The organism is Enterobacter sp. Taxon_8 (assembly GCF_058354585.1).
On record NZ_CM177989.1, the window covers coordinates 4,044,429 to 4,068,041 of the forward strand.

The 23,613-nt window shown below is 50.9% G+C and carries 24 protein-coding genes, 1 tRNA gene and 1 pseudogene; 20 read left to right on the plus strand and 6 right to left on the minus strand.

The genetic code is table 11. The features are described from left to right. Positions 1–7: 7 nt before the first annotated feature. The 7 genes from AC4IBF_RS19265 to AC4IBF_RS19295 all read left to right on the plus strand — a co-directional run bounded on the left by AC4IBF_RS19265 (position 8) and on the right by AC4IBF_RS19295 (position 10,407). Positions 8–2,977 carry an ATP-binding protein gene (locus tag AC4IBF_RS19265; RefSeq protein ID WP_491463050.1) on the plus strand — a complete coding sequence of 990 codons (2,970 nt, stop codon included), beginning with the start codon at positions 8–10 and terminating at the stop codon, positions 2,975–2,977. Next, a complete protein-coding gene (locus tag AC4IBF_RS19270; protein WP_000886597.1) occupies positions 2,970–4,793 on the plus strand; it encodes a response regulator receiver domain in 1,824 nt (607 codons plus the stop codon). Before AC4IBF_RS19265 ends, AC4IBF_RS19270 begins: the two co-directional genes overlap by 8 nt. A gap of 245 nt (positions 4,794–5,038) precedes the next feature. Then, positions 5,039–5,911 (plus strand): phosphorothioated DNA-binding restriction endonuclease, encoded by an 873-nt coding sequence (locus AC4IBF_RS19275; protein ID WP_491463051.1) that lies wholly within the window; start codon positions 5,039–5,041, stop codon positions 5,909–5,911. Positions 5,912–6,278: 367 nt separating this feature from the next. After that, positions 6,279–6,572: a hypothetical protein gene (locus AC4IBF_RS19280; protein ID WP_108429541.1), complete on the plus strand. Its 294-nt coding sequence runs from the start codon at positions 6,279–6,281 to the stop codon at positions 6,570–6,572. An 85-nt stretch (positions 6,573–6,657) separates the two neighbouring features. After that, entirely contained in the window at positions 6,658–7,569 is a 912-nt protein-coding gene (locus tag AC4IBF_RS19285) for an ArdC family protein (protein WP_491463052.1), read from the plus strand. 302 nt (positions 7,570–7,871) lie between these two features. Further along, positions 7,872–9,491, plus strand: a complete 1,620-nt coding sequence (gene mobH, locus AC4IBF_RS19290) for a MobH family relaxase (protein WP_491463053.1) — start codon at positions 7,872–7,874, stop codon at positions 9,489–9,491. After that, positions 9,481–10,407 carry a tyrosine-type recombinase/integrase gene (locus AC4IBF_RS19295; RefSeq protein WP_491463054.1) on the plus strand — a complete coding sequence of 309 codons (927 nt, stop codon included), beginning with the start codon at positions 9,481–9,483 and terminating at the stop codon, positions 10,405–10,407. The genes mobH and AC4IBF_RS19295 overlap by 11 nt, the downstream gene beginning before the upstream one ends. 149 nt (positions 10,408–10,556) lie before the next feature. On the opposite strand, the gene AC4IBF_RS19300 is transcribed toward AC4IBF_RS19295, so the two are convergent. The 4 genes from AC4IBF_RS19300 to rraB all read right to left on the minus strand — a co-directional run bounded on the left by AC4IBF_RS19300 (position 10,557) and on the right by rraB (position 12,729). Continuing rightward, positions 10,557–10,641: transfer RNA gene (locus tag AC4IBF_RS19300), tRNA-Leu, on the minus strand. 104 nt (positions 10,642–10,745) lie between these two features. Continuing rightward, complete coding sequence (locus AC4IBF_RS19305; protein WP_143344595.1) at positions 10,746–11,468, minus strand: topoisomerase II; 723 nt, start codon at positions 11,466–11,468, stop codon at positions 10,746–10,748. A gap of 30 nt (positions 11,469–11,498) precedes the next feature. Next, positions 11,499–12,257, minus strand: a complete 759-nt coding sequence (gene miaE, locus AC4IBF_RS19310) for a tRNA isopentenyl-2-thiomethyl-A-37 hydroxylase MiaE (RefSeq protein WP_491463055.1) — start codon at positions 12,255–12,257, stop codon at positions 11,499–11,501. Between the two features lie 46 nt (positions 12,258–12,303). Beyond that, positions 12,304–12,729: a ribonuclease E inhibitor RraB gene (gene rraB / locus AC4IBF_RS19315; protein WP_006810300.1), complete on the minus strand. Its 426-nt coding sequence runs from the start codon at positions 12,727–12,729 to the stop codon at positions 12,304–12,306. A 99-nt stretch (positions 12,730–12,828) separates the two neighbouring features. Between rraB and argL the strand changes: the two genes are divergently transcribed. The 4 genes from argL (at position 12,829) to AC4IBF_RS19335 (ending at position 14,979) form a co-directional block, all read left to right on the plus strand. Then, positions 12,829–12,924 (plus strand): putative translational regulatory protein ArgL, encoded by a 96-nt coding sequence (gene argL / locus AC4IBF_RS19320; RefSeq protein WP_213014347.1) that lies wholly within the window; start codon positions 12,829–12,831, stop codon positions 12,922–12,924. Then, positions 12,894–13,898 carry an ornithine carbamoyltransferase gene (argF, locus tag AC4IBF_RS19325; protein WP_032675854.1) on the plus strand — a complete coding sequence of 335 codons (1,005 nt, stop codon included), beginning with the start codon at positions 12,894–12,896 and terminating at the stop codon, positions 13,896–13,898. Before argL ends, argF (AC4IBF_RS19325) begins: the two co-directional genes overlap by 31 nt. 264 nt (positions 13,899–14,162) lie before the next feature. Next, the gene (locus tag AC4IBF_RS19330) at positions 14,163–14,525 is read left to right on the plus strand and encodes a CHAP domain-containing protein (RefSeq protein ID WP_136195688.1); all 363 of its coding nucleotides are present in this window, start codon (positions 14,163–14,165) and stop codon (positions 14,523–14,525) included. 1 nt (position 14,526) lies between these two features. Beyond that, positions 14,527–14,979 carry a DUF3828 domain-containing protein gene (locus AC4IBF_RS19335; RefSeq protein ID WP_458727124.1) on the plus strand — a complete coding sequence of 151 codons (453 nt, stop codon included), beginning with the start codon at positions 14,527–14,529 and terminating at the stop codon, positions 14,977–14,979. Between the two features lie 196 nt (positions 14,980–15,175). On the opposite strand, the gene AC4IBF_RS19340 is transcribed toward AC4IBF_RS19335, so the two are convergent. Next, positions 15,176–15,628, minus strand: a complete 453-nt coding sequence (locus tag AC4IBF_RS19340) for a YhcH/YjgK/YiaL family protein (protein WP_136195690.1) — start codon at positions 15,626–15,628, stop codon at positions 15,176–15,178. 675 nt (positions 15,629–16,303) lie between these two features. Here AC4IBF_RS19340 and arcA point away from each other — a divergent pair. The 5 genes from arcA (at position 16,304) to AC4IBF_RS19365 (ending at position 21,487) form a co-directional block, all read left to right on the plus strand. Next, a complete protein-coding gene (gene arcA, locus AC4IBF_RS19345; protein WP_029739276.1) occupies positions 16,304–17,524 on the plus strand; it encodes an arginine deiminase in 1,221 nt (406 codons plus the stop codon). Positions 17,525–17,534: 10 nt separating this feature from the next. Then, complete coding sequence (gene arcC / locus AC4IBF_RS19350; protein WP_143344587.1) at positions 17,535–18,446, plus strand: carbamate kinase; 912 nt, start codon at positions 17,535–17,537, stop codon at positions 18,444–18,446. A gap of 26 nt (positions 18,447–18,472) precedes the next feature. Next, positions 18,473–19,477 (plus strand): ornithine carbamoyltransferase, encoded by a 1,005-nt coding sequence (argF, locus tag AC4IBF_RS19355; RefSeq protein WP_136195693.1) that lies wholly within the window; start codon positions 18,473–18,475, stop codon positions 19,475–19,477. Positions 19,478–19,523: 46 nt separating this feature from the next. After that, on the plus strand, positions 19,524–20,927 hold the full coding sequence (locus AC4IBF_RS19360) for a YfcC family protein (RefSeq protein ID WP_127729404.1): 1,404 nt from the start codon (positions 19,524–19,526) through the stop codon (positions 20,925–20,927). A gap of 80 nt (positions 20,928–21,007) precedes the next feature. Beyond that, positions 21,008–21,487: an arginine repressor gene (locus tag AC4IBF_RS19365; RefSeq protein ID WP_252093421.1), complete on the plus strand. Its 480-nt coding sequence runs from the start codon at positions 21,008–21,010 to the stop codon at positions 21,485–21,487. Positions 21,488–21,490: 3 nt separating this feature from the next. Here AC4IBF_RS19365 and AC4IBF_RS19370 read toward each other — a convergent pair. After that, a pseudogene (locus AC4IBF_RS19370) lies at positions 21,491–21,608 on the minus strand (hypothetical protein). Between AC4IBF_RS19370 and AC4IBF_RS19375 the strand changes: the two are divergent. The 4 genes from AC4IBF_RS19375 to ridA all read left to right on the plus strand — a co-directional run bounded on the left by AC4IBF_RS19375 (position 21,588) and on the right by ridA (position 23,593). After that, positions 21,588–21,692 (plus strand): pyrBI operon leader peptide, encoded by a 105-nt coding sequence (locus tag AC4IBF_RS19375; RefSeq protein WP_022646880.1) that lies wholly within the window; start codon positions 21,588–21,590, stop codon positions 21,690–21,692. The pseudogene AC4IBF_RS19370 and the gene AC4IBF_RS19375 sit on opposite strands and share 21 nt — an antisense overlap. Before the next feature lie 34 nt (positions 21,693–21,726). Next, positions 21,727–22,659 carry an aspartate carbamoyltransferase gene (gene pyrB / locus AC4IBF_RS19380; RefSeq protein WP_023310198.1) on the plus strand — a complete coding sequence of 311 codons (933 nt, stop codon included), beginning with the start codon at positions 21,727–21,729 and terminating at the stop codon, positions 22,657–22,659. Positions 22,660–22,671: 12 nt separating this feature from the next. After that, positions 22,672–23,133, plus strand: coding sequence for an aspartate carbamoyltransferase regulatory subunit (gene pyrI, locus AC4IBF_RS19385; protein ID WP_133293663.1), 462 nt, complete (start codon positions 22,672–22,674; stop codon positions 23,131–23,133). Between the two features lie 73 nt (positions 23,134–23,206). Further along, positions 23,207–23,593: a 2-iminobutanoate/2-iminopropanoate deaminase gene (gene ridA / locus AC4IBF_RS19390; RefSeq protein WP_008501391.1), complete on the plus strand. Its 387-nt coding sequence runs from the start codon at positions 23,207–23,209 to the stop codon at positions 23,591–23,593. Positions 23,594–23,613 lie beyond the last annotated feature (20 nt).

The window sequence follows — 23,613 nt, forward strand, 5'->3', positions numbered from 1 at the left end:
GTGAAAAATGGTAATTTCAGCAGCTTTTCAAACAAGAGCAAGGACAATTGATCATCTAGGGCGTGAGCAAATAGCTGATTGTCCAACCGCAATTTCCGAGCTTTGGAAAAACGCATATGATGCTTATGCTCGTAATGTTTCTCTAAATATATTTGACGGCAATACACCTGTGGCAACTTTAGTTGATGATGGGCATGGTATGTCGTTAGATGACATTATCAATAAGTGGCTTACAGTAGGAACCGAATCCAAGGCTACAAAAAAAGATATTCCATATGAAGATAGAAACGGAATAGATCATATTCGAGCAAAGCAAGGTCAGAAAGGCATCGGTCGTCTTTCTTGTGCGGCCTTGGGCTCATTAATGCTTTTAGTTTCCAAAAAGAAAGATAGCCCTCTTGTAGCTTGCCTGCTCGATTGGCGTATATTTGAAAACCCATATTTGATGCTTAATGATATAAAGATACCCATTATGGAATGCAGTGATAACAATGAATTAATCACTGTTATACCGGAAATGTTTGATGCTTTGATGGGAAATCTATGGGGTGATGGTGATGATATATTACGAGATAACCGTATTGAACAAGCTTGGGAAAATTATTCTGAATTAGAAAGAAATGAAAATAATTATATTACAAAAGAAGCTATCGAGAATACTGTAATTAATGCTTTTTTTGAGGAAAGGCATTTTCAATCTTGGCCTGTGTGGAATAATAAAACCACTCACGGCACAGCCATGTTTATAGCTGGAATTCATGACGATTTAATAGCTCAGCTATCAACAGATGCTGGTTCAGAAGCTCAAGGTGCAGAGGTTCGGGCTAAAGAACGCTTTCTTCAAACATTAAATAGCTTTGTTAATCCATTTAAAAGAGAAGGCGAAGAACAGATTACTGATTTCAATACAAGTGTTGTCGCATGGAATGGTAATCTGCAACGATTTATTATCGATGAAGTTAGAAACTTTGATATTTCAAACTTTGACCAGCTAGAACATATAGTTGAAGGAAGTATTGATGAAAGTGGATTATTTTCCGGGAAAGTGAAAGCCTTCGGAGAATGGTTTGATAATATTACAGTCAAACCTAAATCTGCATATAAGACCAGAAAAGATACTCGCTTTGGCCCTTTCTTTTTAAGATTAGGCACATTTGAAGTTATAAGAAAAAATAGTACATTATCAGATGAACAGCATGCAACCTTCGACCGTATCCGTGATCAGTTTGGTGGAGTAATGGTTTTTCGTGATGATTTACGTGTTATGCCATACGGACGTGAAGATAATGACTTTTTTGAAATCGAGAAAAGACGTTCAAAAAATGCTGGTTTTTATATGTTCAGTAATAGGGCATGTTTTGGTGGTGTATGTATAACGAAAGAACATAACCCCAACCTACGAGATAAAGCAGGTAGAGAAGGTATAATTGACAATAAAGCATCTAAGTTATTTAGAGAGATAGTCGAAAACATTTTAATAGAAATTGCAAAAAGGTTTATTGGCCGCGCATCAAATATACGAGATGAAAAGCTAGAGGAAATAAATGCTAAACATGCTGCTTTGAAAGCAGACGAAGATAGAAAAAAATTATTACGTAAAGAGCAAAGAAGAATCAAAACATCGATTCAAAGAGATCGTATTTCTTTAGAACATTTAAGAAATGAATTTTATGAAATATCACAGCTTCTAAGCGACAAGAATAATTTTAAAGAACTAGAGGAGCTATTACAGCTCAAAGAAAACATCGACGTATTGGATGGTACCCTAAAAAACCTATCTTTAGGTTCAGTACCAAGAAATTTAGGGAGTATAGAGAAAGACTACCGTCAGTATCGCGATTTAGAGATTGATGCTAAAAGTCTTTTAAAGCAGATTAATAACTCTGTATACTCAGCGCTTGATCATTTTACTGTTAAAGATGATTATTCAATTGCTGAGAAAGACTTTCGTAGCAAAGCAGCCATATTACATGCGAAAATAAGAAAATTTTCCAATAAAGGACGCAATATATTAAAAGAAGAGATGTTGCGTTTCGAAGAGATAACAAACAATACAAATAAAGCTTTCCATGAAAAAACATCTCAATATTTATCCGATCTACAAGAAAATAGAACTTCACTCAAAAAAACACTTGAAAATTTAGATCTTGCTTATCAGATTCAAGACATTGAAATAGGTCAAACCTACGCCCCATATATTACCGCATTAGAAAGCTTAAGAGAGGAAATTGATTTAGAAGGCCTCGCGATCTCTTCAGTCAACGAAAATACACGGTTGAAGAAACAGGTAGAGCAAGTGAATGCACTCGCTCAACTTGGAATAACTGTGGAGATAATTGGTCATGAAATCGAAGGTTTCGATATGACTATTGAGCGAGGTATAAATAGACTGTCATCAACAAACCTCGATGAATATCAGAAAAATGCTTTATCAAGTATTACCCAAGCACATCAATCATTAAGCGATTCTTGGCGTTTTTTAAGCCCATTAAAATTATCAGGAGATAAGGTAAGAGCTTTCTTGAGTGGAAAAGATATTTTTGATTATGTTAATCATTTTTTCAACAGTAAATTTGAAAAAGATTCAATTGAATTTTCTTGCTCTACTAATTTCCTAGATATTTCATTATATGATCAACCAGCCAGAATTTATCCTGTGTTTATTAATTTAGTAAACAACTCACGATATTGGGTTAAAGAAACTAAAGAAGAGCGTCGAATTATTAGGTTAGATGTACTTGATGGTTTGATATATGTTAGTGATAATGGGCCAGGGGTTGATCCTGATGACGTGTCCGAACTTTTCACTATATTTTTCTCCAAGAAACAAAGAGGTGGTCGCGGGGTTGGCCTTTATCTCTGCAAACAAAATTTAGCAGTGAGTGGCCATAGTATTTTCTACGAAACAAGAACAGAGAAAAAAATACTAAATGGTGCTAATTTTGTAATTAATTTCAAAGGAATTAAAAATGCTTGATAATTCTACTTTCGATTACAAACCACATTTAAAATCTGCTTATATTGATCCGATTAGAACTGTGACAGTCATCGATGATGAATACCCAACTATTGATGATTTAATTTCACCGACCAAAGACAGTTTTTCTCAAGACAACATTTCTCGATTAAAAGATATTATTGATATAAGTCGAAGTGAAGAATATAATTGGCTTTTAGATGTCTATAATGGAAAAGAAAAGAAAATTCAAGAGGGAACCGTATCTAACCGTCTTTATCACAGTGATCTACTAATCTTGGACTATCATTTAGATGGAGAGGACTCTGGATATTGTAAAAAATCTATAGATATTATTAAAAATCTATCTGAAAATCGTCATTTTAATATTGTTGCAGTGCATACTAAAGGTTATGATGGACAAAAGGGTTCAGTTAATGAGGTACTAATCGATATTATTACTTCCTTACAGGAAAGACCCGCTATTAGTATTTTAAATGATAAAATCAAATCTAGAATAGATGATGCTTTAGATGAATGGGAAATCGAAGATCCAAGTATCAGGGAAGATCTAATTAATTCAGTTTCTACATTAGATTTACTTTTCTTGATTAATAAATTCGGATCAAATTTAAGTTCAGGATGTTTCGACTACGAAGTTCTTGATGTTTTTCATAATATATTTGATCAAAAACCAGACAATATAAACATATCCAAAATATTGATTTTTAAATGGATCTCATCAGAAAAGTTACATAGATACGCTGACCAATTTAATAATAAGACATCAAAGTTCTTTGATTGGGGGACAAATGAAAACCACAATTGGATAAAAACAGAAGACTTATTTATTACTGTCCTTGGTAAAAAAGACACACCAATCAGTGACATACCGAATCAACTTTTGGAGGCTTTGTCAAACTCTAAACCACATCCGCACAAACTTATTTTATCAAAACTCAGAAGTGAAATTGAAAGTAATGGTAGCTATGCTGCAAGTAATATAATTAACAAAAAATTCTTACAGGCGGCGTGGCTAAAGGAATTACTTCAAAAAGAGGATGAATATGCTATCAAAACAGCTGCATGGCAAGCAGTAACTAAATTGTGGGAAGAATTAGCATACGAAATAAAACAGAGTCTTGATGATTTTACAATTAATCTTGTCCGCGACTTAAAGAAAATTAACTCACCTTTAAACTATTTCATAGAGAAATCTACACTTGATGCTGAGCTTGAACAAATTAAACATGCAAATTGTTTCAGTTGTTCAAAAAAAATAACTGCTCATCATTTGGTTACGGGGCATGTTTTGGAGTTCAATAATAATCACTGGTTGTGTCTAACTCCTATGTGTGACCTTGTTCCTGGTCAGAAAAACGGAAATAGTTTACTCCCTGTTACGCTCGTGAAAATGTATGATGCGAAAGTTGCTTTAAATAATACACGTAAAAATATGCAAAACGAGCTTAAACTACCCAATTTGCCAGAAATCAACGAAGATGAATCAATTAGACAAATACTAAATTATTCCACACAGAATAATCTATTGTTCGTTCAGTCTGAACATGACGGGAAAATACATATTCTTAGTTTCACCGTTGGACTCGATGGCAAGGCAAATCCTAAAGCAATGGATTGCTATGTGGAAAATCAAGGTATTTTCTCTGAAGATAAAATAATAGCACTAAAATATGCCAAGCCCACTGAAAATGAAATGAACATAATATCCGTAGAAGCAAAAATAGTTGCTGAATTACGCTACGAATATGCTTTGAATTTATTAGGTAGACTCGGTGTATCAAAATCTCGAGTCGGATTAGATTTTATCAACTAAGGTGCGTTAGCACGCACCTAGTCTGACAGGTACCAGTTGTTTATATAGGTATCTGTCAGACTACATCCTCTTTAGGTTTCTCTCGCCCCAGATAATTTTTTCCATCAAGTGACATTTTCATTGATGTCTAACTCTCAGACATTAAAGTGTCTAACTTCCTTATTAATGTCACAAGCAACAATTGAATTTCACCGCTTTTGCGAGCATGATCGCAATAATATCAGCCCGTTACCCGGTTAATTCCTATGACATCACTCGAAACACTGCAATCGGCTATCTCTAACGTCTCTGTATGGCGTCAGGGTGATGTATGCGCGCCGCATAAACCGTTGCTGCTGCTGTATGTGTTGTCACAGTACAAAGCAGGCCACCCGCGCCTGTTTAACTACGGCCTAGAGATCCACGAACCACTCACTCGCCTGCTAAAAGAGTTTGGCCCCAAGCGACGCACTGACTATCCCAATATGCCTTTCTGGCGACTCAGAACTGACGGCTTCTGGGAAATTGCTAATGCGGAAGGCTGCAAACCCCGTAGAGGCAACACCCAGCCGACAAAGAAAGAGCTGATTGATAATCAGGTAGCGGGGGGTTTTGATGAAACAGCTTACCAGCAACTGCTTGCACACCCTGAAGTAATTGACCAACTGGCCCAGCAGATCCTGATGGATCGTTTCCCCGAGAGTATTCAGCGGATCCTCGCCAACCAACTGGGTCTGGATTTTATCGACCGTTCAAAGAACCGCGATCCGCGTTTCAGGGATATCGTGCTTCGGGCTTACCATTCGCGATGTGCTTTCTGCAGTTACGATCTACGACTCGATGGTGCGCTGGTTGGTATTGAAGCCGCCCATATTCACTGGAAAACCTATGGCGGGCCGTGTGTGGTAAACAACGGTCTGGCGCTATGTTCGCTGCACCACGATGCTTTTGATATGGGCGCATTCGGGCTGGATGAAAACCTTACCATCCGCATCTCCGGCGGCGTCAGCCGTAGCCCGGTGGTGGATAACCTGTTCTGGCAACGGAACGGCCAGCAGTTACACCTTCCTCACGACAAATCGATGTGGCCCACTGAACAATACGTCGGCTGGCATCGTAAACAGATCTTCAAAGCCTGAGACCGTGAGCTTCGCAGGTATCATCGATTGCCCAAACTGCTTTATCCCCTACAATGGATAAATTGCTTTTAACCCCTATAGCGGATAAATCCAGCACACCAGTGTTGGACTTCAGAATAACGAATCCAAACTCTAGCCCTGAGACACCAGGCTCTTGATTATTATTGATACCGTATTAATCTGTACGAAGTTTGACCCGCAACCAGAGCCTTCAGGTTGCCACCTTACCCGGTGAGGCTCGCCTTTTCGTCCGCTCCGTATCATCCTCGTGGACAGCGCTTAGCGCCTGATACATCCTCTACCCCACCATGCAGGGAACCCTCCCTGCCGGGCGGTGTTTCTCTGCTTTCATCACTGGAGAAACGCTATGTCAACTTCATCTTGCCCTGAAGCAAAATCCTTATCGCTGTCTGTCTCAACCGAAGCCTGGGAAAAGGTAGTCAGTTTTCCACCCGATCCCTCTCAGGAAGACGACCGTCTCGAAAACCTGATTGTCGCCACCATGCTGACATTCAAAAGCGCAGGCCCGGACCGTAAGAGCATTAATTTCGGCCTGTACTGTTTACCCTCTGACGGCAGCAGCAATGTACCGCTGATGACGCCGCTGCGCTTAACGCTTGAAGATAACCACCTGTTGGTTACTGCCCTTCATACCTGCTGATTGCCTCAGCATCCTTCACTCCCCGTGCCGGGCGACTCCCGACCGGGAGCGCTGTACCCGGCTTCTTTATCATGAGGTTACGCTTATGAACAGAAGCAACGATCTTTACCAGAAAGTCACCGATGAAATCATCGCCGCGCTGGAGAAAGGCGTGATTCCCTGGGTTCGCCCATGGCGGGAAGGGGAACCGGTGGTGCCGATGAATGCCTTATCCGGGCGGTTTTATCATGGCATCAACATTCCTCTGCTCTGGAACAGCGCAGAACGACAGGGATATGAAAGCGATCGCTGGCTGACCTTCACTCAAATTCGCAATGCGGGCGGTAACATCCGCAAAGGCGAAAAATCTACACTGGCCGTGTTCTATCTGCCCCAACAACGCGAGGTAGTAGAACGCAATGGGAACATGGTTCTTGATGCTGACGGCAATCCTAAAGTGACGTCTTATGCTGTGGTACGCGAGTTTCGGCTGTTCAACATTCAACAATGTGAAGGACTACCGGAGGCGTTTTCACAGCCTGTCGTGATGGCCGATGATCCTATCGCCGCCGCTGAGCAGGTTGCCCGGCAAAGCGCGGTGACGATCACTCACCGACGCCAGAACCGGGCGTATTACTCGCCGGGGCGCGACTGCATCATCATGCCGCATCCTGAGCAGTTCACTTCGCGTGAGGATTATTACGGCACGCTGCTGCATGAACTGACGCACGCTACCAAACACGCTTCACGATTGAACCGGGACGGCATCACTGCCGGAAAGCATACCTTCGGCGATCCGACGTACAGTTTTGAAGAGCTGGTCGCCGAAATGGGAGCGGCTTTCCTGTGTGCTCACGTTGGCATCCAGTCGAAGCTACAGCATGACAGTTACATCGCATCGTGGCTGAAGGTGTTGCAGCAAGACAAAAAAGCGATTTTCCGCGCCAGCGGTTTAGCGCGTAATGCCTGTGAGTATCTGCTTGAACGGGCGCAGCAGCCGTTAGCGCTGAGCGCATGACCTTCATATCAACGGCGGAGCATCCTGCTCTGCCGTTTTTCTCCACTCCAATAAATTTGCGCAACCCAATAAACAGTTTCGCCCCAAATCTGACGGCACCAAAAGGCAAAATCCAAAGGGTTAAGGGGAAGAGAGTGAAGGGGGAACGGGCTTACCCGAAAAGGGGCTTCCCTTCGTCTTTCGAGTTGCAGGTGCGTTGGCTTTCCTCGCTCACCCCAGTTACTTACTTATGTAAGCTCCAGGGGATTCACTGCGTCACCGCCTTCCTGCACCTCAAAATCCATTGGGAATAAAGGGCCATTATGCGGATATGGCTGACGCGCAAAAAGCAAAACACCACACCATCCACTGGCGAACCAGACGTCACGGAGGGATGGCTGCATCCTGAATCCGCGCAAACGCTACTAGCTGAAACTACCCGCCAACAGCTGATCCAGTTTATTCGCCAGAGCACCGCCCTTCCCGCCTCACTGTTTGAACGCTTCTGGCTGATACCAATCCACCGCTTCGCAGAACTGGCGCAGTTGTTCCCAGCCTCGGAAAACCACCACCATTCCCACGCAGGTGGCCTGCTCGATCACAGCCTCGAAGCCGCCTGCTATGCCGCACGGCTGCGGCAGAGTTATCTTTTTCCGCCTGATGCAGCGCCGGAAGATCAGGCCGCGCAGTCCGAACGCTGGACCACCGTTATCATCTACGCCGCGCTGCTGCACGATCTGGGTAAACTCATCACCGATATTGAAGTGGAAAATTTTAGCGGGAAACGCTGGTTTCCATGGCATGGCCCGCTGACCCAACCCTATCGATTTCGCTATCTGCCGCAACGTGATTACCTGCGCCATCCGGCTGCGGCAGTTCTCCTGCTTACCCAACTGCTCCCTCCGGAAAGCCTCGACTGGCTCGCCGCCGACACCGCTGCATTATCCACCCTACTCCACTGCCTGAACGGACAGTATCAGTATGCCGGGCTGGCGGGTGAACTGGTGCAGAAAGCCGACCGGGCGTCGGTGGCATTTAATCTCGGCGGCGATCCGGTCAAGGCGATCCATCGTCCGCAAACCTCGCTGCCGCAGCAAATTATCACCAGTCTGCGCGACCTGCTGGCGCATGAGTTTCGGCTCAACAACCCGAATGGAGGCTCTGACGGCTGGCTGACGGAAGAGGCGCTGTGGCTGGTCAGCAAGAATGCTGCCGATGCTGTGCGCGGCTGGTTGCTGCGCCAGGGGCTTGATGCTGTACCGCAGCATAACGTGCGGCTGTTCGACGAGATGCAGGCACACCAGTTACTCATCCCCTGTGAGGACAAAGCCATATGGCATTGCCGGATTGAGGCCAGCGGCGGCTGGAGCAGTGAACTCACGCTGTTACGCTTTTCCCCTTCGCTGATTTGGGAAGATCCACAACAGCGGCCCGCTACCTTCATTGGAACCGTCACACCGATAGCGGAAATCCGAAATGAGACAGAAGCGGTGATTGCAACGAACATTGAAGTAGAACAACCATCCCCTCTACCCGAACAAAACGATACCGCACTATCCGGCGAAACCTTCTGGCAGTGGCTGGTGCGTAACGTTCAGGCTCAACATCTGGAAGTCAATGAACCTAACGCCCGGATCCATACCGTCGCCGGGTCGGTGTTTCTGGTGACGCCCGGTATTTTCAAACTCTGGCTTAGCACCTGCGGTCAGAATGTCCCTGAAGAATACTGGCGGGAAGTACAGAAGAAGTTCCAGAACCTGAATCTTCACCGAAAACAAAAAAACGGCCTCAACATCTGGCACTGCGCCGTTGTCGGCCCACGCCGTTGTTCACGTCTGAAGGGATATCTGCTTGACGATCCCACGCCGCTTTTTGGAGATGACGTTCCCTTTAATAACCCTCATCTCTTGCTCAGTGAAGGAGAAGACACTCATGACCTTTGAACAGCTCCTGGAAGAGTATTTTTTTGCCCGTCTGCTGCGCCCTGATACCCAGAGCTGCTATTGCACGGCGGTAAATCAGTTTACTCACTGGCGCAACGTCCTACCCGCCGAAGTCACACCGCATATGGTACTGGAGTGGCGCCATTACCTGCTAAATGTGCGCTGTATCAAGCCGGTGAGCTGGAATCACTATATGCGCCATATGCGAGCCTTGTATAACTTCGCCATTGAACAGGGGCTACTGGAGCAGTTCATCAATCCATTCCAGAAAACATCGCTGCGGGAATCTCGTAAGAAAAAGAAAACCCTGACCCGCGAGCAAATCCTCGCATCCCGCAAAGTGCTGAACCAGTTTATCGAACGGGAAAAAATGCAGCGTGGCTATCGTTCGCCTTTATATCCGGCATGGTTTTGGCTGACCGTAGTCGAAACCTTCAACTACACCGCTATCCGGCTGAATCAGCTTATTCACCTGCGGGTCAGGGATATCGATCTGGTCCATGACACGCTGTTTATTCAGATCGAAGGCAGTAAAAGCCATGATGAACATATTGTTCCCATCGCCTCCCGACTGCGGCCCTATCTGGAGCATCTGCTTGAAGAAGCGAAAGCAAAGGGAATACGGGCTGACGATCAGTTGTTCAACATCAATCGTTTCAGTCGGCGGACGCTACGCCAGGGTAAACCGATGACAGAAAATCAGGTGAGTTATTTCTTTGCCAAACTCAGCGATGCCTGCCACAGCCGTTTTTCATCACATCGCTACCGTCATACCGTTGCCACAGAATTGATGCAGAAACCGGAGCAAAATTTGTATGTCACGCAGAAACTACTCGGACACCGCGATATTAAGGTGACGCTCAGCTATATTGAACACAATGTCGAGATGCTCAGAAGTTGCGTGGAGAGAGATTGACAAAACAGGGAGTGAGTGAAAAGATCCGGCCCGAGGCTTTATAAACAAAAAAAGCCGGAGATGCGGCCATTTTGTAGTTGCCGTCAACGTCCAGCTTCATTGTACAACGTATTGATTGTTGTAGGTTTTCCGATTATCGCAATCGTTTTTGGTGCCGAAGGCCGGACTCGAACCGGCACGTATTTCTACGGTTGATTTTGAATCAACTGCGTCTACCGATTTCGCCACTTCGGCACTGAAGGGGATGCGGAAACGTTGTGGATTATACCTGTCGCGCGCCGCCATGCAAGCGACGACGCGCGAAACCCACGCTAAGTGCCCAAAAAACCAGCGCCCTTTCACTCCAGCTCAGACACCGCCAGTCGAATCACCCTCGCCGCCTTCTGCTCCGGCAGCGCCAGCACCTTGGCCCACATCTCCTGCACCATATCGCAGGAGAGCTTCTCTTTGCCCGCCGCCTTCTCCGGCATCTGCAGCAGCTGGATGTCCTCGCCGTACTTATCGGCAAGCGCCTTCATAATCGGTCGCACATCCTCGACGGCCGCCTCGCGTTCGGCCGGGGTCACGGTGTGGCGGTTTTTGCCGTAGGCCGCGCGCATCATGTCGGCGTCGGCCTGCATGCGCCGCGTCATCAGGTCTTTATCCAGCATGCGCATCGGGTTCACGCCGCCCTTCACCATCGGGTAGAGGAAGCGGAAGCAGGCGTCGTCGCTCACCTTCTGGATGGCGGCGGTCTGCTCCATATTGATGGTCATGTAGTTCACCACGTTGGCGTCCGGGGCGTTTTGCAGGCGCGACATCTGCAGATGCAGGATCTGCGGCTGGATGGTGTCGATAATCTGCTGCTCCGGCTCGCCCGCTTTTTGCAGGGCGGCCATCTGGTCGAGGATGCGCTGATGCAGCGCGGGCTCCTGCTCCTTAATCACCTGCCAGGCGGGCATCGCGTTGAGGGCGTTATCCATCTGCCGTTCCGGGGCGCGCTGCCTGTCGAAAAACACCCAGAACGCCACGGCGGCAGCCGCAATGACGACAATAACAATACGGGTCCACGTTTTATTCATCTCGCATCCTTATCCTTGAGTTGTGCCGGTTTACACCGGCACGCCGCTGTGGAAGCGAAACTCGTTGTCCGGTGTCGAGATAAGTGTGGCTTCAATTTCGCCAAAAAGCTTTATGCGCGGTGAGATATCGTCGTCGCTCACCTGCCGGGCGAGCGTCAGGTAGTCCTGATAGTGGCGCGCTTCCGAGCGCAGCAGCGAGAGATAGAACTTTTGCAGGTCGTCGTCGAGGTACGGAGCCAGCGCGGCGAAGCGTTCGCAGGAGCGGGCTTCGATGTAGGCGCCGCAGATGAGCTTGTCGATCAGCGTCAGCGGTTCGTGGGTGCGCACGTCCTTCAGCATTCCTTTGGCGTAGCGGCTGGCGGTGATTTTGACGTACGGAATGTCGCGGGCCAGCATCGCCTCGCGAACCTGCCAGAAGTGGTGCAGCTCCTCTTTAATCAGCAGCACCATGCTGTCGATAAGCCGCTGGCCCCACGGGTCGTCGGTTTTGGGCATCACGCTTTTGCCAATCTGCCTGTGCAGGGCGATGAAGTCCGGCTCCGGGCCGTCGCGGAAGGTGAACTGTTCGTAGGGTTTGAGCCAGTCGAGCAGCGCGTCGGCACCGCTTTCGTCGGCGACGTATTTACGCACCAGCAGCAGCGCGGTCTGGGCGGCCTTGAGCTCGCACACCATGTGGTCGGTGAGCAGCAGCGGCAGGTTCGCCGGGTCGCGGGCTTTATCAATCCATGCTTGCGGGGTCGGGCACTGGAGGAAGTTGAGTACGGGGGCGAGTATCTGCGGGTAATCCATGGTTCTGCCTTGAAAAAGCGGTGGCGCGCGCCACCGCCTGAAACGCTTAGTGACGCACGCCGTCGTCGTCTTCGTCGACGTAATCTTCGTCGTCGCCTTCTTCGCCGTCTTCACCGTTCGGATCTTCGAAGTAGGTTCCCCAGCCGTCGTATTCCACGTCAAACTTCTCGGCCAGGTTCATCAGCTGTTCGACCTGCGCGTCGATCAGCTCCGCCTTCAGCGCGCCTTCGCTCAGGATGTCGCAGCAGATGACGGTGTCGCCCTCTTCCACTTCCAGCTCTTCCGGCTCGGTCACTTCGTAACCCAGCTTGAAGGCTTCCACGGCCATTTTTTCCAGCGCGTCGAAATCATCCGCAGAGAAATGGTGCTCAATGGTGTACAGCGCGTCCGGATCGCTACCGTCTTCCAGCAGCTCTTCAATAATCAGACGCGTTTCTTCGCGTTGCTCTTCCAGGTGTTCCGGGTTTGCCATGGCTCAATCCTCTTTAAAGTGCGGCAGATACTTCTATTTTCACACACGGACGGGTTTGCCTCCACCTTTGTAAGAAAGAATTGTGAAACGGGGTTGCAAATGAATAATTACACATATAAAGTGAATTTTAATTCAATAAGTGGCGTTCGCCATGTGAGGATAAAATGTCTGATCTGTACAAGAAACACTTTCTGAAATTGCTCGACTTTACCCCTGCACAGTTCACTTCTCTGCTGACCCTTGCCGCACAGCTCAAAGCCGATAAGAAAAAGGGCAAGGAAGTACAAAAACTTACCGGTAAAAACATCGCGCTCATCTTCGAAAAAGACTCGACCCGTACCCGTTGCTCTTTCGAAGTTGCCGCATTTGACCAGGGCGCGCGCGTTACCTATTTAGGGCCGAGCGGCAGCCAGATTGGGCATAAAGAGTCAATTAAGGACACCGCGCGCGTGCTCGGGCGGATGTACGACGGCATTCAGTATCGCGGCCATGGCCAGGAAGTCGTCGAAACGCTGGCGCAGTATGCGGGCGTGCCGGTGTGGAACGGGCTGACCAACGAGTTCCACCCGACCCAGCTGCTGGCGGACCTGCTGACCATGCAGGAGCACCTGCCGGGCAAGGCGTTTAACGAGATGACGCTGGTCTACGCGGGCGATGCGCGCAATAACATGGGCAACTCGATGCTGGAAGCGGCGGCGCTGACCGGGCTGGATCTGCGCCTGGTGGCCCCGAAAGCCTGCTGGCCGGAAGAGAGCCTGGTAGCGGAGTGCAGCGCGCTGGCGGAGAAGCACGGCGGGAAAATCACGCTGACGGAAGACGTGGCGGCGGGCGTGAAGGGCGCGGACTTTATCTATACCGACGTGTGGGTGTCGATGGGCGAAGCCAAAGAGAAGTGGGCGGAGCGGATTGCGCTGCTGCGCGGGTATCAGGTGAATGCCCAGATGATGGCGCTGACCGGCAACCCGGACGTGAAGTTCCTGCACTGTCTGCCGGCGTTCCATGACGACCAGACCACGCTCGGCAAGCAGATGGCGAAGGAGTTCGATCTGCACGGCGGGATGGAAGTAACGGACGAGGTGTTTGAGTCGGCGGCGAGCATCGTGTTTGACCAGGCGGAAAACCGGATGCATACGATTAAGGCGGTGATGGTGGCGACGCTTGGGGAGTGAGCCTCTCTGTTACCTTGAGATGGTGATTATCTGCTGAATTATTTTTCAGCAGATAATCATTTCCAGTTTACGCGCAAAAAAATCATTTTACTGACGCATCCTCAGATAAGCATCAACCATAATATGTATTTATAATTTTATTAACCATTATTTATTAGATTGATGATGGTTAATATTAGATTATTATCAATTACAAACCATTGTAAATATTCGGTGTAATGTTTCCTTATTACTACGTTTAGTTAATAAAATAAGGATTATTTTATGTCATGGAATAAGCATGAAGCTGTGTCATATGCCCGCAGCCACGCACATCATAACAGTACGGGTTACTGCGCTCGCGCCGTCGCTGCAGCTATTCGTGCCGGAGGTTTGAAAATTGATGGTGCTGATGCAAAAAACTTCTGGCGCTCTCTTGAGAAGGCAGGATTCAGCAAGGTGTACGGCACACCCATTGAGGGTGATGTCGCAGTAATTGACGCATTACCAGGTGCGCATCAGAATGGGCATGCATGTATCTACGACGAATCGGGTACCTGGTATTCAGATTTTAAACAGAACAGCCTTTATCCCGGCCAGACATATCGGAATATACAGCCAAAAATCACCCTTTACAGGCACTACTGATATGAAAAATATCTTACTGCTTCTCTTCATATTTTCTTTCTCTGTAATGGCTGGCCACTCTGACCCGATTGAGCGTGCTGTAAAATTTAACAGCTGGTACATTAATCAAATCAACAAAGATGCATTTCCCATTACTGATGGAAACGAAATAGATAAATATGTCACAGCATCAACAATGAAAAAACTCCGTCATACGCAGGCTCCGCGTTATGCCGACGAAGAGTTTTACGAAGCCGATATGTTTTTAAAAGCGCAATACGTTGGCGATGACTGGCCCCAGAATGTAACAGCCATAGCCGGGGATACTGATCCAGTTTGTGTCAACGTATACATTGCATTTGGCAAAAAGCAGGAGCACGTAGTCATAGACTGCATGGTTAAAGAAAACAACTTATGGAAGGTACAGTCAGTTTCTAATGCGGATTTTTCAAGAAATCTGGCTATCGCAAAATGAGCCAAACGACGTACTAACAATGAAATTGATTTGGTGCGCTCTTTTTGCCGGGTGACGCTACGCTTACCCGGCCAACCTTATTCCGCGATATCAATTAACTACGCAATCCCTTGTAGGCCCGCAAATCAGGCGGCGATGCGGCCTGATGCCCGCACCCTAACCCTCTACCTGTAGGAGAGGGCTGGGATGAGGGGTCTTACTCCACCAGCATTTTCACCACAACCTTACGCACCTGCGCCGGCGCGCCCACCGCGCACAGCGGCTTGTGCACCTCACCCGGCCAGAACACCACAAAATCCCCTTCGCTCAGCACCACCGTTTTCTCCTGCTCGCCTTCCGGCAGGAACGCGATGTCTTTGTCCGCCAGCCAGTCGGTGTCCGGCGCACCGTGCGGCAGGGTGCTGAAGGTCATCCCCTCCTGACCCTTCATCACGATCTGAATATCCAGATAGCGCGCGTGGTACTCGGCGCGACGTTCGGCGAACGGCTGGGTTGTATCTTCAGAGACCAGATAAAACAGGCTGTTGCCGTTGACGTCGTGCTTGCCGAGCGGCGTCGCGTCGGTGACGTGGGCTTTAACGTGCTCAATCGCCTGGCGCAGATCGTCAGGCAGCCAGGACTGCAGATGGTGGATGTTGCCGATAATCATGAGAAAATCCTCGATATAAAACAACGTTTCATTTTTACCTTTTATACGAGAATCCCGGCTGCCATACCAGCCCTTTTTGGACGAGGTTTGCGCGAGCGCATGTTTATCGGGAATGGTGTTAATTTGCTGTTAATCCTGCCCAGGCAATTATGCAGGGGTTATGCATAACCTCGATCGGCGCTTATCGCACGGCTGTTCTAACCTCTTGATCATGCTCTCTAATTAACAAAACCCCATGCCGCCTCACACTTTACTGTTTTGATAATTTGCTCTAAAAAACCATAATTATTTATTGATTTTTCTTAAGTGCAAAATAGTTAATTACGTTAATTGCATAGCCATTCTTACCCATGAATCTTATCGTTTAAAATCAGTCACATAACAATATATGTCAAAAGATTAAAATCTACAAAACAATAACAACCTCAAATAATGCCACCGAATCCTGCTTAGCTATTCACCCATCAATAATATGAAATTAATCATTATCTGATGCGAATCATGCAAATGAAAACAAATCCCTTAATATCCATTTTCGCGTGAGCAACATCACAATACAGATTATTTAACTGCCTAGTATGAATCACGAAATCAATTGAGCTTAGCCGCCATGAAATTAAATACGTTACATGGCGCATGCCCTTTTTATTCTGAAAAACAGTTAAAGGAATAATTATGGAAAAGCATTACGTCGGTTCTGAAATTGGTCAATTGCGTAGCGTTATGCTGCACCGCCCAAATTTAAGTCTGAAGCGCTTAACGCCATCGAATTGCCAGGAGCTGCTTTTCGATGACGTGCTCTCGGTTGAGCGGGCGGGTGAGGAGCATGACATCTTCGCAAACACGCTGCGCGAGCAGGGTGTGGAAGTCCTGCTGTTGACCGACCTTCTGACACAAACCCTTGATATTGCAGAGGCGAAGGCCTGGCTGCTGGATACGCAAATCTCCGACTACCGCCTCGGCCCTACCTTTGCCGGCGACGTGCGCGGCTGGCTGGCGGATATGCCGCACCGTGAACTGGCGCGCAGATTAAGCGGCGGATTAACCTACGGTGAAATTCCGGCGGCGATTAAAAATATGGTGGTAGATACCCACACGGCGAATGATTTTATTATGAAGCCGCTGCCAAACCATTTATTTACCCGTGATACCTCCTGCTGGATCTATAACGGCGTCTCTATTAACCCAATGGCCAAACCGGCCCGTCAGCGCGAAACCAATAACCTGCGGGCAATATATCGCTGGCACCCGGCGTTCGCCGACGGCGATTTTATTAAGTATTTCGGCGACGAGAATATTAATTACGACCACGCCACTTTAGAAGGCGGCGACGTATTAGTCATTGGCCGCGGCGCGGTATTGATCGGCATGTCTGAACGCACCACCCCGCAGGGCGTGGAGTTCCTCGCCAACAGCCTGTTCAAACACCGTCAGGCCGAGCGCGTAATCGCCGTTGAGCTGCCAAAACACCGCTCCTGCATGCACCTCGACACCGTCATGACCCACATCGACGTGGACACCTTCTCCGTCTACCCGGAAGTGGTGCGCAAAGACGCCCAGTGCTGGACGCTCACCCCGGACGGACGCGGCGGCCTGCTGCGTACCCAGGAAACCGACCTGCTGCACGCCATCGAGAAGGCGCTCGGCATTAACCAGGTACGTCTGATCACCACCGGCGGCGACGCCTTTGAGGCCGAACGCGAGCAGTGGAACGACGCCAATAACGTGCTGACCATCCGCCCCGGCGTGGTGATCGGCTACGAGCGCAACGTCTGGACCAACGAGAAGTACGACAAAGCGGGTATCACCGTGCTGCCCATCCCGGGCGACGAACTCGGACGCGGCCGCGGCGGCGCGCGCTGCATGAGCTGCCCGCTGGAACGCGACGGAATTTAAAGGAGCCATCATGGAACGAAAACCCACTCTGGTTGTGGCCCTGGGCGGCAACGCGCTGCTCAAGCGCGGCGAGCCGCTGGAAGCGGAGATCCAGCGCCAGAACATCGAGCAGGCCGCCCGCACCATCGCCGGGCTGACGGCGCAGTGGCGCGTGGTGCTGGTACACGGCAACGGGCCGCAGGTCGGACTGCTGGCGCTGCAGAACAGCGCCTACGACAAAGTGACGCCCTACCCGCTGGACGTTCTCGGCGCCGAAAGCCAGGGAATGATCGGCTACATGCTCCAGCAGGCGCTGAAAAACAGCCTGCCGCAGCGGGAGGTGAGCGTTCTGCTCACCCAGGTAGAAGTGGACGCCGCCGATCCGGCCTTCAGCAACCCGACCAAGTACATCGGCCCGGTGTACAGCGAAGCCCAGGCAAAAACGCTGGCGACGGAGAAAGGTTGGGTGTTTAAGGCCGACGGCAAGTACTTCCGCCGCGTGGTGCCCTCTCCGCAGCCTAAGCGCATCGTCGAGAGCGACGCCATCACGGCGCTGATCCAGCGCGATCACCTGGTGATCTGCAACGGCGGCGGCGGCGTGCCGGTAGTGGAGAACGCCAACGGCTATCGCGGCATTGAGGCGGTGATCGACAAAGACCTCTCCGCCGCCCTGCTGGCGCGCCAGATCGAGGCCGACGCCCTGCTGATCCTGACCGATGCCGACGCGGTGTACCTCGACTGGGGCAAACCGACCCAGCGCCCGCTGGCGCAGTTGACGCCGGAGCTGCTCAGGGGCATGCAGTTCGACGCCGGATCGATGGGGCCGAAAGTGGCCGCCTGCCGCGAGTTCGTTGAAGCCTGCAACGGCATTGCCGGGATCGGCGCGCTGGCCGACGGCGCGGAGATCCTCGCGGGCGAGAAAGGCACGCTGATTCGTAACTGAACACTCATTTTAAAAAGGATTTAGCCATGACCATCAACCTGAAAAACCGCAACTTCCTGAAACTGCTGGACTACACCCCGGCGGAGATCCAGTACCTGATCGACCTCGCCATCGAGCTCAAGGCCGCCAAAAAAGCCGGGCGCGAGAAGCAAACCCTGGTCGGGAAAAACATCGCCCTGATCTTTGAAAAAACCTCCACCCGCACCCGCTGCGCCTTTGAAGTGGGCGCGTTCGATCAGGGCGCGCAGGTGACCTATCTCGGCCCAAGCGGATCGCAGATTGGCCATAAAGAGTCGATGAAAGACACCGCCCGCGTGCTGGGCCGCATGTACGACGGCATCGAATACCGCGGCTATGGTCAGGCCATCGTCGAAGAGCTGGGCGAGTACGCGGGCGTGCCGGTGTGGAACGGCCTGACCGACGAGTTCCACCCAACGCAAATCCTCGCCGACCTGATGACCATGCTGGAGCACTCCCCGGGCAAAACCCTGCCGGAACTGAGCTTTGCCTATCTCGGCGACGCGCGCAACAACATGGGCAACTCCCTGATGGTAGGCGCGGCCAAGATGGGGATGGATATCCGCCTCGTCGCGCCGAAATCCTTCTGGCCGGAAGCGGGGCTGGTTGAACAGTGCCGCGCCATCGCGAAAGAGACGGGCGCGCGCATCACCCTCACCGACGACGTGGAAGAAGGCGTGCTGGGGACCGATTTCCTCTACACCGACGTGTGGGTCTCCATGGGCGAGCCGAAGGAAGCCTGGGCCGAGCGCGTCAGCCTGATGAAGCCATATCAAATTAACGCCCAGGTGATGAAGGCCACCGGCAATCCGAACGTCAAATTCATGCACTGCCTGCCGGCGTTCCACAACGAACACACCAAAGTGGGCCGCGAGATCGAGATGGCGTACGGCCTGAAGGGGCTGGAAGTGACGGAAGAGGTCTTCGAATCGCCGAATTCCATCGTCTTCGACGAAGCAGAGAACCGCATGCACACCATCAAAGCGGTCATGGTGGCGACACTCGGCGACTAATCACCGCCCGGCGCGCCGCGGGTGCGCCGGGTTTAAGGAGAACATCATGGGCAAGTTCAAGTTTCCCTCCGCTTACACCATTCTCTTTTTCCTGATTGCCGTTGTGGCGGCGCTGAGCTGGGTCGTCCCCGCCGGTCAGTACCAGATGGCGATGAACGAAACCCTCGGTAAAGAAGTCCCGATTGCCGGCACCTACGCGCACGTGGCGGCACATCCGCAGGGGCTGGTTTCCGTCCTGATGGCGCCCATCGCCGGGCTGTACGATCCGGTTTCCGGCCAGGCCGGGGCGATCGACGTGGCGCTGTTTATTCTGATCATCGGGGGATTTCTCGGGATCGTCACCAAAACCGGGGCGATTGACGCCGGGATCGAGCGCGTCACCACCCGGTTACGCGGGCGGGAGGAGTGGATGATCCCGATCCTGATGGCGCTGTTCGCCGCGGGCGGCACGATTTACGGCATGGCCGAAGAGTCTCTGCCGTTCTACACCCTGCTGGTGCCGGTGATGCTGGCCGCCCGGTTCGATCCGGTTGTCGCCGCCTCTACCGTGCTGCTCGGGGCGGGGATCGGCACGCTGGGTTCCACCATCAACCCGTTTGCCACGGTCATCGCCGCCAACGCCGCCGGGATCCCCTTTACCAACGGCATCGCCCTGCGCGTGGCGCTGCTGGTCATCGGCTGGATCATCTGCGTGGCGTGGGTGATGCGCTATGCCCGCAAAGTCCGCCAGGATCCGTCGCTGTCGATCGTCGCGGATAAACAGGAAGAGAACCGCGCCCATTTCCTTGGCAACAAGGGCGAACAGTCGCTGGAATTCACCCCGGTGCGCAAAATCATCCTGGTGATTTTTGCCCTCGCCTTCGCGGTGATGATTTACGGCGTGGCGGTACTGGGCTGGTGGATGGCGGAGATCTCCGCGGTGTTTCTCGCCAGCGCGATTATTGTCGGCCTGATTGCCCGCATGAGCGAAGAGGAACTGACGTCGACGTTTATCAACGGCGCGCGAGATTTGCTGGGCGTCGCGCTGATTATCGGCATCGCGCGCGGTATCGTAGTCATCATGGATAAGGGCATGATTACCCACACCATTTTGCACAGCGCGGAAGGGCTGGTCAGCGGGTTGTCCACGGTAGCGTTTATCAACGTGATGTACTGGCTGGAGGTCGTGCTGTCGTTTCTTGTGCCATCTTCATCCGGCCTGGCCGTTCTGACGATGCCGATCATGGCGCCGCTTGCCGATTTCGCTAACGTCAACCGCGACCTGGTGGTGACGGCTTACCAGTCGGCCTCCGGCATCGTTAACCTCGTCACGCCCACTTCTGCCGTCGTGATGGGCGGGCTGGCTATCGCTCGGGTGCCTTACGTGCGCTATCTGAAATGGGTGGCGCCGCTGCTGGCGATCCTGACGGTGGTGATTATGGTGGCGTTAAGTCTGGGGGCGTTGTTGTAATTTGCCGGATGGCGCTGCGCTTATCCGGCCTACGGATCGGTGCGGTGCCACCGGTTATTTCGGGAACTGATATGGGAACTATGATGGATTACGAAGAGTACTCTCCCAAAGAGCAACTACAGCTGACGGTCTGCCAGCGCCTGATCGCAGAAAAGAGTTACCTCTCTCAGGAGGAGATCCGCCGGGATTTACAGGAGTGTGGTTTTGAGACCATCAGCCAGTCCACCGTTTCACGTCTGCTTAAATTGCTCGGTGTCATAAAAATTCGAAATGCCAAAGGGCTAAAGATTTATTCGCTGAATCCCCAGCTGCGCCCTGCCCCCGACGCCGCGCGTACCGTGTCCGAAATGGTGGTCAGCGTCGAGCATAATAGCGAGTTTATCCTTGTTCATACCGTCGCCGGATATGGCCGCGCGGTGGCGCGTATTCTGGATTATCACCAGCTTCCGGAAATATTAGGCGTGGTGGCCGGCAGCAGTATTGTCTGGGTCGCCCCCCGGGTGGTGAAGCGTACCGCGCTGGTGCATAAGCAAATTAATTATTTACTCAGAACGCATTAATATTCATAAAGAACCGTTTGCATTGAGTAAAGCGTGCATTAAATCGCTTGATCCGAAAAGCGAGCTGCGTATAATGCCCGACAATTTGCCGGGAGGAAGCATGGTCAAGCGTGTACGACATAACGTCTTACCGCGTCTGAAATCAGACGCTGGCCTGCCGTTTTTCTTCCCGTTGCTAAACCTATTCCCAGAGCCCCTCATTTGAGGGGCTTTTTTTTGCCCGGCGTCAGGAGATAAACATGAATCCGCTTTATCAAAAACACATCATTTCCATAAACGACCTCAGCCGCGAAGAGCTGGAACTGGTTCTGGAAACCGCGGCAAAACTGAAGGCCAATCCGCAACCGGAGCTGCTGAAGCACAAGGTGATTGCGAGCTGCTTCTTTGAAGCCTCGACCCGCACCCGCCTCTCCTTTGAAACCTCCATGCACCGCCTGGGCGCAAGCGTGGTGGGCTTCTCGGACAGCAGCAACACGTCGCTGGGTAAAAAAGGCGAGACCCTGGCGGATACCATTTCAGTGATTAGCACCTACGTCGACGCAATTGTGATGCGTCATCCACAGGAGGGCGCGGCGCGCCTCGCGACCGAGTTCTCCGGCGGCATTCCGGTGCTGAACGCCGGTGACGGTGCCAACCAGCACCCAACGCAGACGCTGCTGGACCTGTTCACCATTCAGGAGACGCAGGGCAAACTTGAGAACCTGAACATCGCCATGGTTGGCGACCTGAAATACGGCCGCACCGTTCACTCCCTGACCCAGGCGCTGGCGAAATTTAACGGCAACCGCTTCTTCTTCATCGCCCCGGACGCGCTGGCGATGCCGCAGTACATTCTCGACATGCTGGACGAGAAAGGCATTCAGTGGAGCCTGCATGCCAGCATCGAAGAGGTGATGAGCCACGTGGATATTCTCTACATGACCCGTGTGCAGAAAGAGCGTCTGGACCCGTCCGAATACGCCAACGTGAAGGCACAGTTCGTGCTGCGCGCCAGCGACCTCGAGGGCGCGCGCGACAACATGAAGGTACTGCATCCGCTGCCGCGCATCGATGAGATCACCACAGACGTGGACAAAACGCCGCACGCCTGGTACTTCCAGCAGGCCGGGAACGGCATCTTCGCCCGCCAGGCGTTACTGGCACTGGTTCTGAATCGCGAATTAGCTCTGTAAGGGGAGACGACCATGACACACGATAACAAACTCCAGGTTGAAGCCATCAAGCGTGGCACCGTGATTGACCACATCCCTGCGCAGGTGGGCTTTAAGCTGCTGACGCTGTTCAAACTGACGGAAACCGACCAGCGCATCACCATAGGCCTGAACCTGCCGTCGGGCGAGATGGGCCGCAAAGACCTGATTAAAATCGAGAATACCTTCCTGACCGACGAGCAGGTCAACCAGCTGTCGCTGTACGCGCCGGACGCCACCGTCAACCGCATCGACGAGTATGAAGTGGTCGGTAAATCCCGCCCGAGCCTGCCGAATCGCATTGAAAGCGTGCTGGTCTGCCCGAACAGCAACTGCATCAGTCACGCTGAGCCGGTTTCCTCCAGCTTTGCAGTGAAAAAACGCGCCGATGACATCGCGCTCAAATGCAAATACTGCGAAAAAGAGTTTTCTCATTATGTGGTGCTGGCCAACTAATTGAGGTTGGTAATGAAATCCCGGCTGTTATAATGGCCGGGAACATTCTTAACGCTGTAATTCTGGAGAAAACATGAGCAAAGTACTCGCGACGGAAAATGCACCAGCGGCTATCGGCCCTTACGTTCAGGGCGTTGATCTGGGTAGCATGATCATCACTTCCGGGCAGATCCCGGTGAACCCAAAAACCGGCGCGGTGCCGGAAGATGTCGCGGCACAGGCGCGTCAGTCGCTGGAAAACGTGCAGGCTATCGTTGAATCTGCCGGTCTGAAAGTGGGTGATATCGTGAAAACTACCGTTTTCGTGAAGGATCTGAACGATTTCGCGACCGTTAACGCCACCTACGAAGCGTTCTTCACCGAGCACAACGCCACCTTCCCGGCGCGCTCCTGCGTGGAAGTGGCGCGTCTGCCAAAAGACGTGAAAATTGAAATCGAAGCGATTGCCGTTCGTCGTTAATTCGCTTTGGCGATAAAAAA

Excerpts from the sequence above, each read along its gene's own strand:
- AC4IBF_RS19365 (WP_252093421.1), top strand. The coding sequence starts at position 21,008 with ATGATGGATTACGAAGAGTACTCTCCCAAAGAGCAACTACAGCTGACG.
- AC4IBF_RS19360 (WP_127729404.1), top strand. The coding sequence starts at position 19,524 with ATGGGCAAGTTCAAGTTTCCCTCCGCTTACACCATTCTCTTTTTCCTG.
- AC4IBF_RS19265 (WP_491463050.1), top strand. The coding sequence starts at position 8 with ATGGTAATTTCAGCAGCTTTTCAAACAAGAGCAAGGACAATTGATCAT.
- AC4IBF_RS19275 (WP_491463051.1), top strand. The coding sequence starts at position 5,039 with ATGACATCACTCGAAACACTGCAATCGGCTATCTCTAACGTCTCTGTA.
- AC4IBF_RS19330 (WP_136195688.1), top strand. The coding sequence starts at position 14,163 with ATGTCATGGAATAAGCATGAAGCTGTGTCATATGCCCGCAGCCACGCA.
- AC4IBF_RS19285 (WP_491463052.1), top strand. The coding sequence starts at position 6,658 with ATGAACAGAAGCAACGATCTTTACCAGAAAGTCACCGATGAAATCATC.
- argF (WP_136195693.1), top strand. The coding sequence starts at position 18,473 with ATGACCATCAACCTGAAAAACCGCAACTTCCTGAAACTGCTGGACTAC.
- pyrB (WP_023310198.1), top strand. The coding sequence starts at position 21,727 with ATGAATCCGCTTTATCAAAAACACATCATTTCCATAAACGACCTCAGC.
- AC4IBF_RS19295 (WP_491463054.1), top strand. The coding sequence starts at position 9,481 with ATGACCTTTGAACAGCTCCTGGAAGAGTATTTTTTTGCCCGTCTGCTG.
- arcC (WP_143344587.1), top strand. The coding sequence starts at position 17,535 with ATGGAACGAAAACCCACTCTGGTTGTGGCCCTGGGCGGCAACGCGCTG.
- arcA (WP_029739276.1), top strand. The coding sequence starts at position 16,304 with ATGGAAAAGCATTACGTCGGTTCTGAAATTGGTCAATTGCGTAGCGTT.
- AC4IBF_RS19335 (WP_458727124.1), top strand. The coding sequence starts at position 14,527 with ATGAAAAATATCTTACTGCTTCTCTTCATATTTTCTTTCTCTGTAATG.
- AC4IBF_RS19280 (WP_108429541.1), top strand. The coding sequence starts at position 6,279 with ATGTCAACTTCATCTTGCCCTGAAGCAAAATCCTTATCGCTGTCTGTC.
- argL (WP_213014347.1), top strand. The coding sequence starts at position 12,829 with ATGAATAATTACACATATAAAGTGAATTTTAATTCAATAAGTGGCGTT.
- rraB (WP_006810300.1), bottom strand. The coding sequence starts at position 12,729 with ATGGCAAACCCGGAACACCTGGAAGAGCAACGCGAAGAAACGCGTCTG.
- AC4IBF_RS19375 (WP_022646880.1), top strand. The coding sequence starts at position 21,588 with ATGGTCAAGCGTGTACGACATAACGTCTTACCGCGTCTGAAATCAGAC.
- ridA (WP_008501391.1), top strand. The coding sequence starts at position 23,207 with ATGAGCAAAGTACTCGCGACGGAAAATGCACCAGCGGCTATCGGCCCT.
- argF (WP_032675854.1), top strand. The coding sequence starts at position 12,894 with ATGTCTGATCTGTACAAGAAACACTTTCTGAAATTGCTCGACTTTACC.
- pyrI (WP_133293663.1), top strand. The coding sequence starts at position 22,672 with ATGACACACGATAACAAACTCCAGGTTGAAGCCATCAAGCGTGGCACC.
- miaE (WP_491463055.1), bottom strand. The coding sequence starts at position 12,257 with ATGGATTACCCGCAGATACTCGCCCCCGTACTCAACTTCCTCCAGTGC.
- AC4IBF_RS19270 (WP_000886597.1), top strand. The coding sequence starts at position 2,970 with ATGCTTGATAATTCTACTTTCGATTACAAACCACATTTAAAATCTGCT.
- mobH (WP_491463053.1), top strand. The coding sequence starts at position 7,872 with ATGCGGATATGGCTGACGCGCAAAAAGCAAAACACCACACCATCCACT.
- AC4IBF_RS19305 (WP_143344595.1), bottom strand. The coding sequence starts at position 11,468 with ATGAATAAAACGTGGACCCGTATTGTTATTGTCGTCATTGCGGCTGCC.
- AC4IBF_RS19340 (WP_136195690.1), bottom strand. The coding sequence starts at position 15,628 with ATGATTATCGGCAACATCCACCATCTGCAGTCCTGGCTGCCTGACGAT.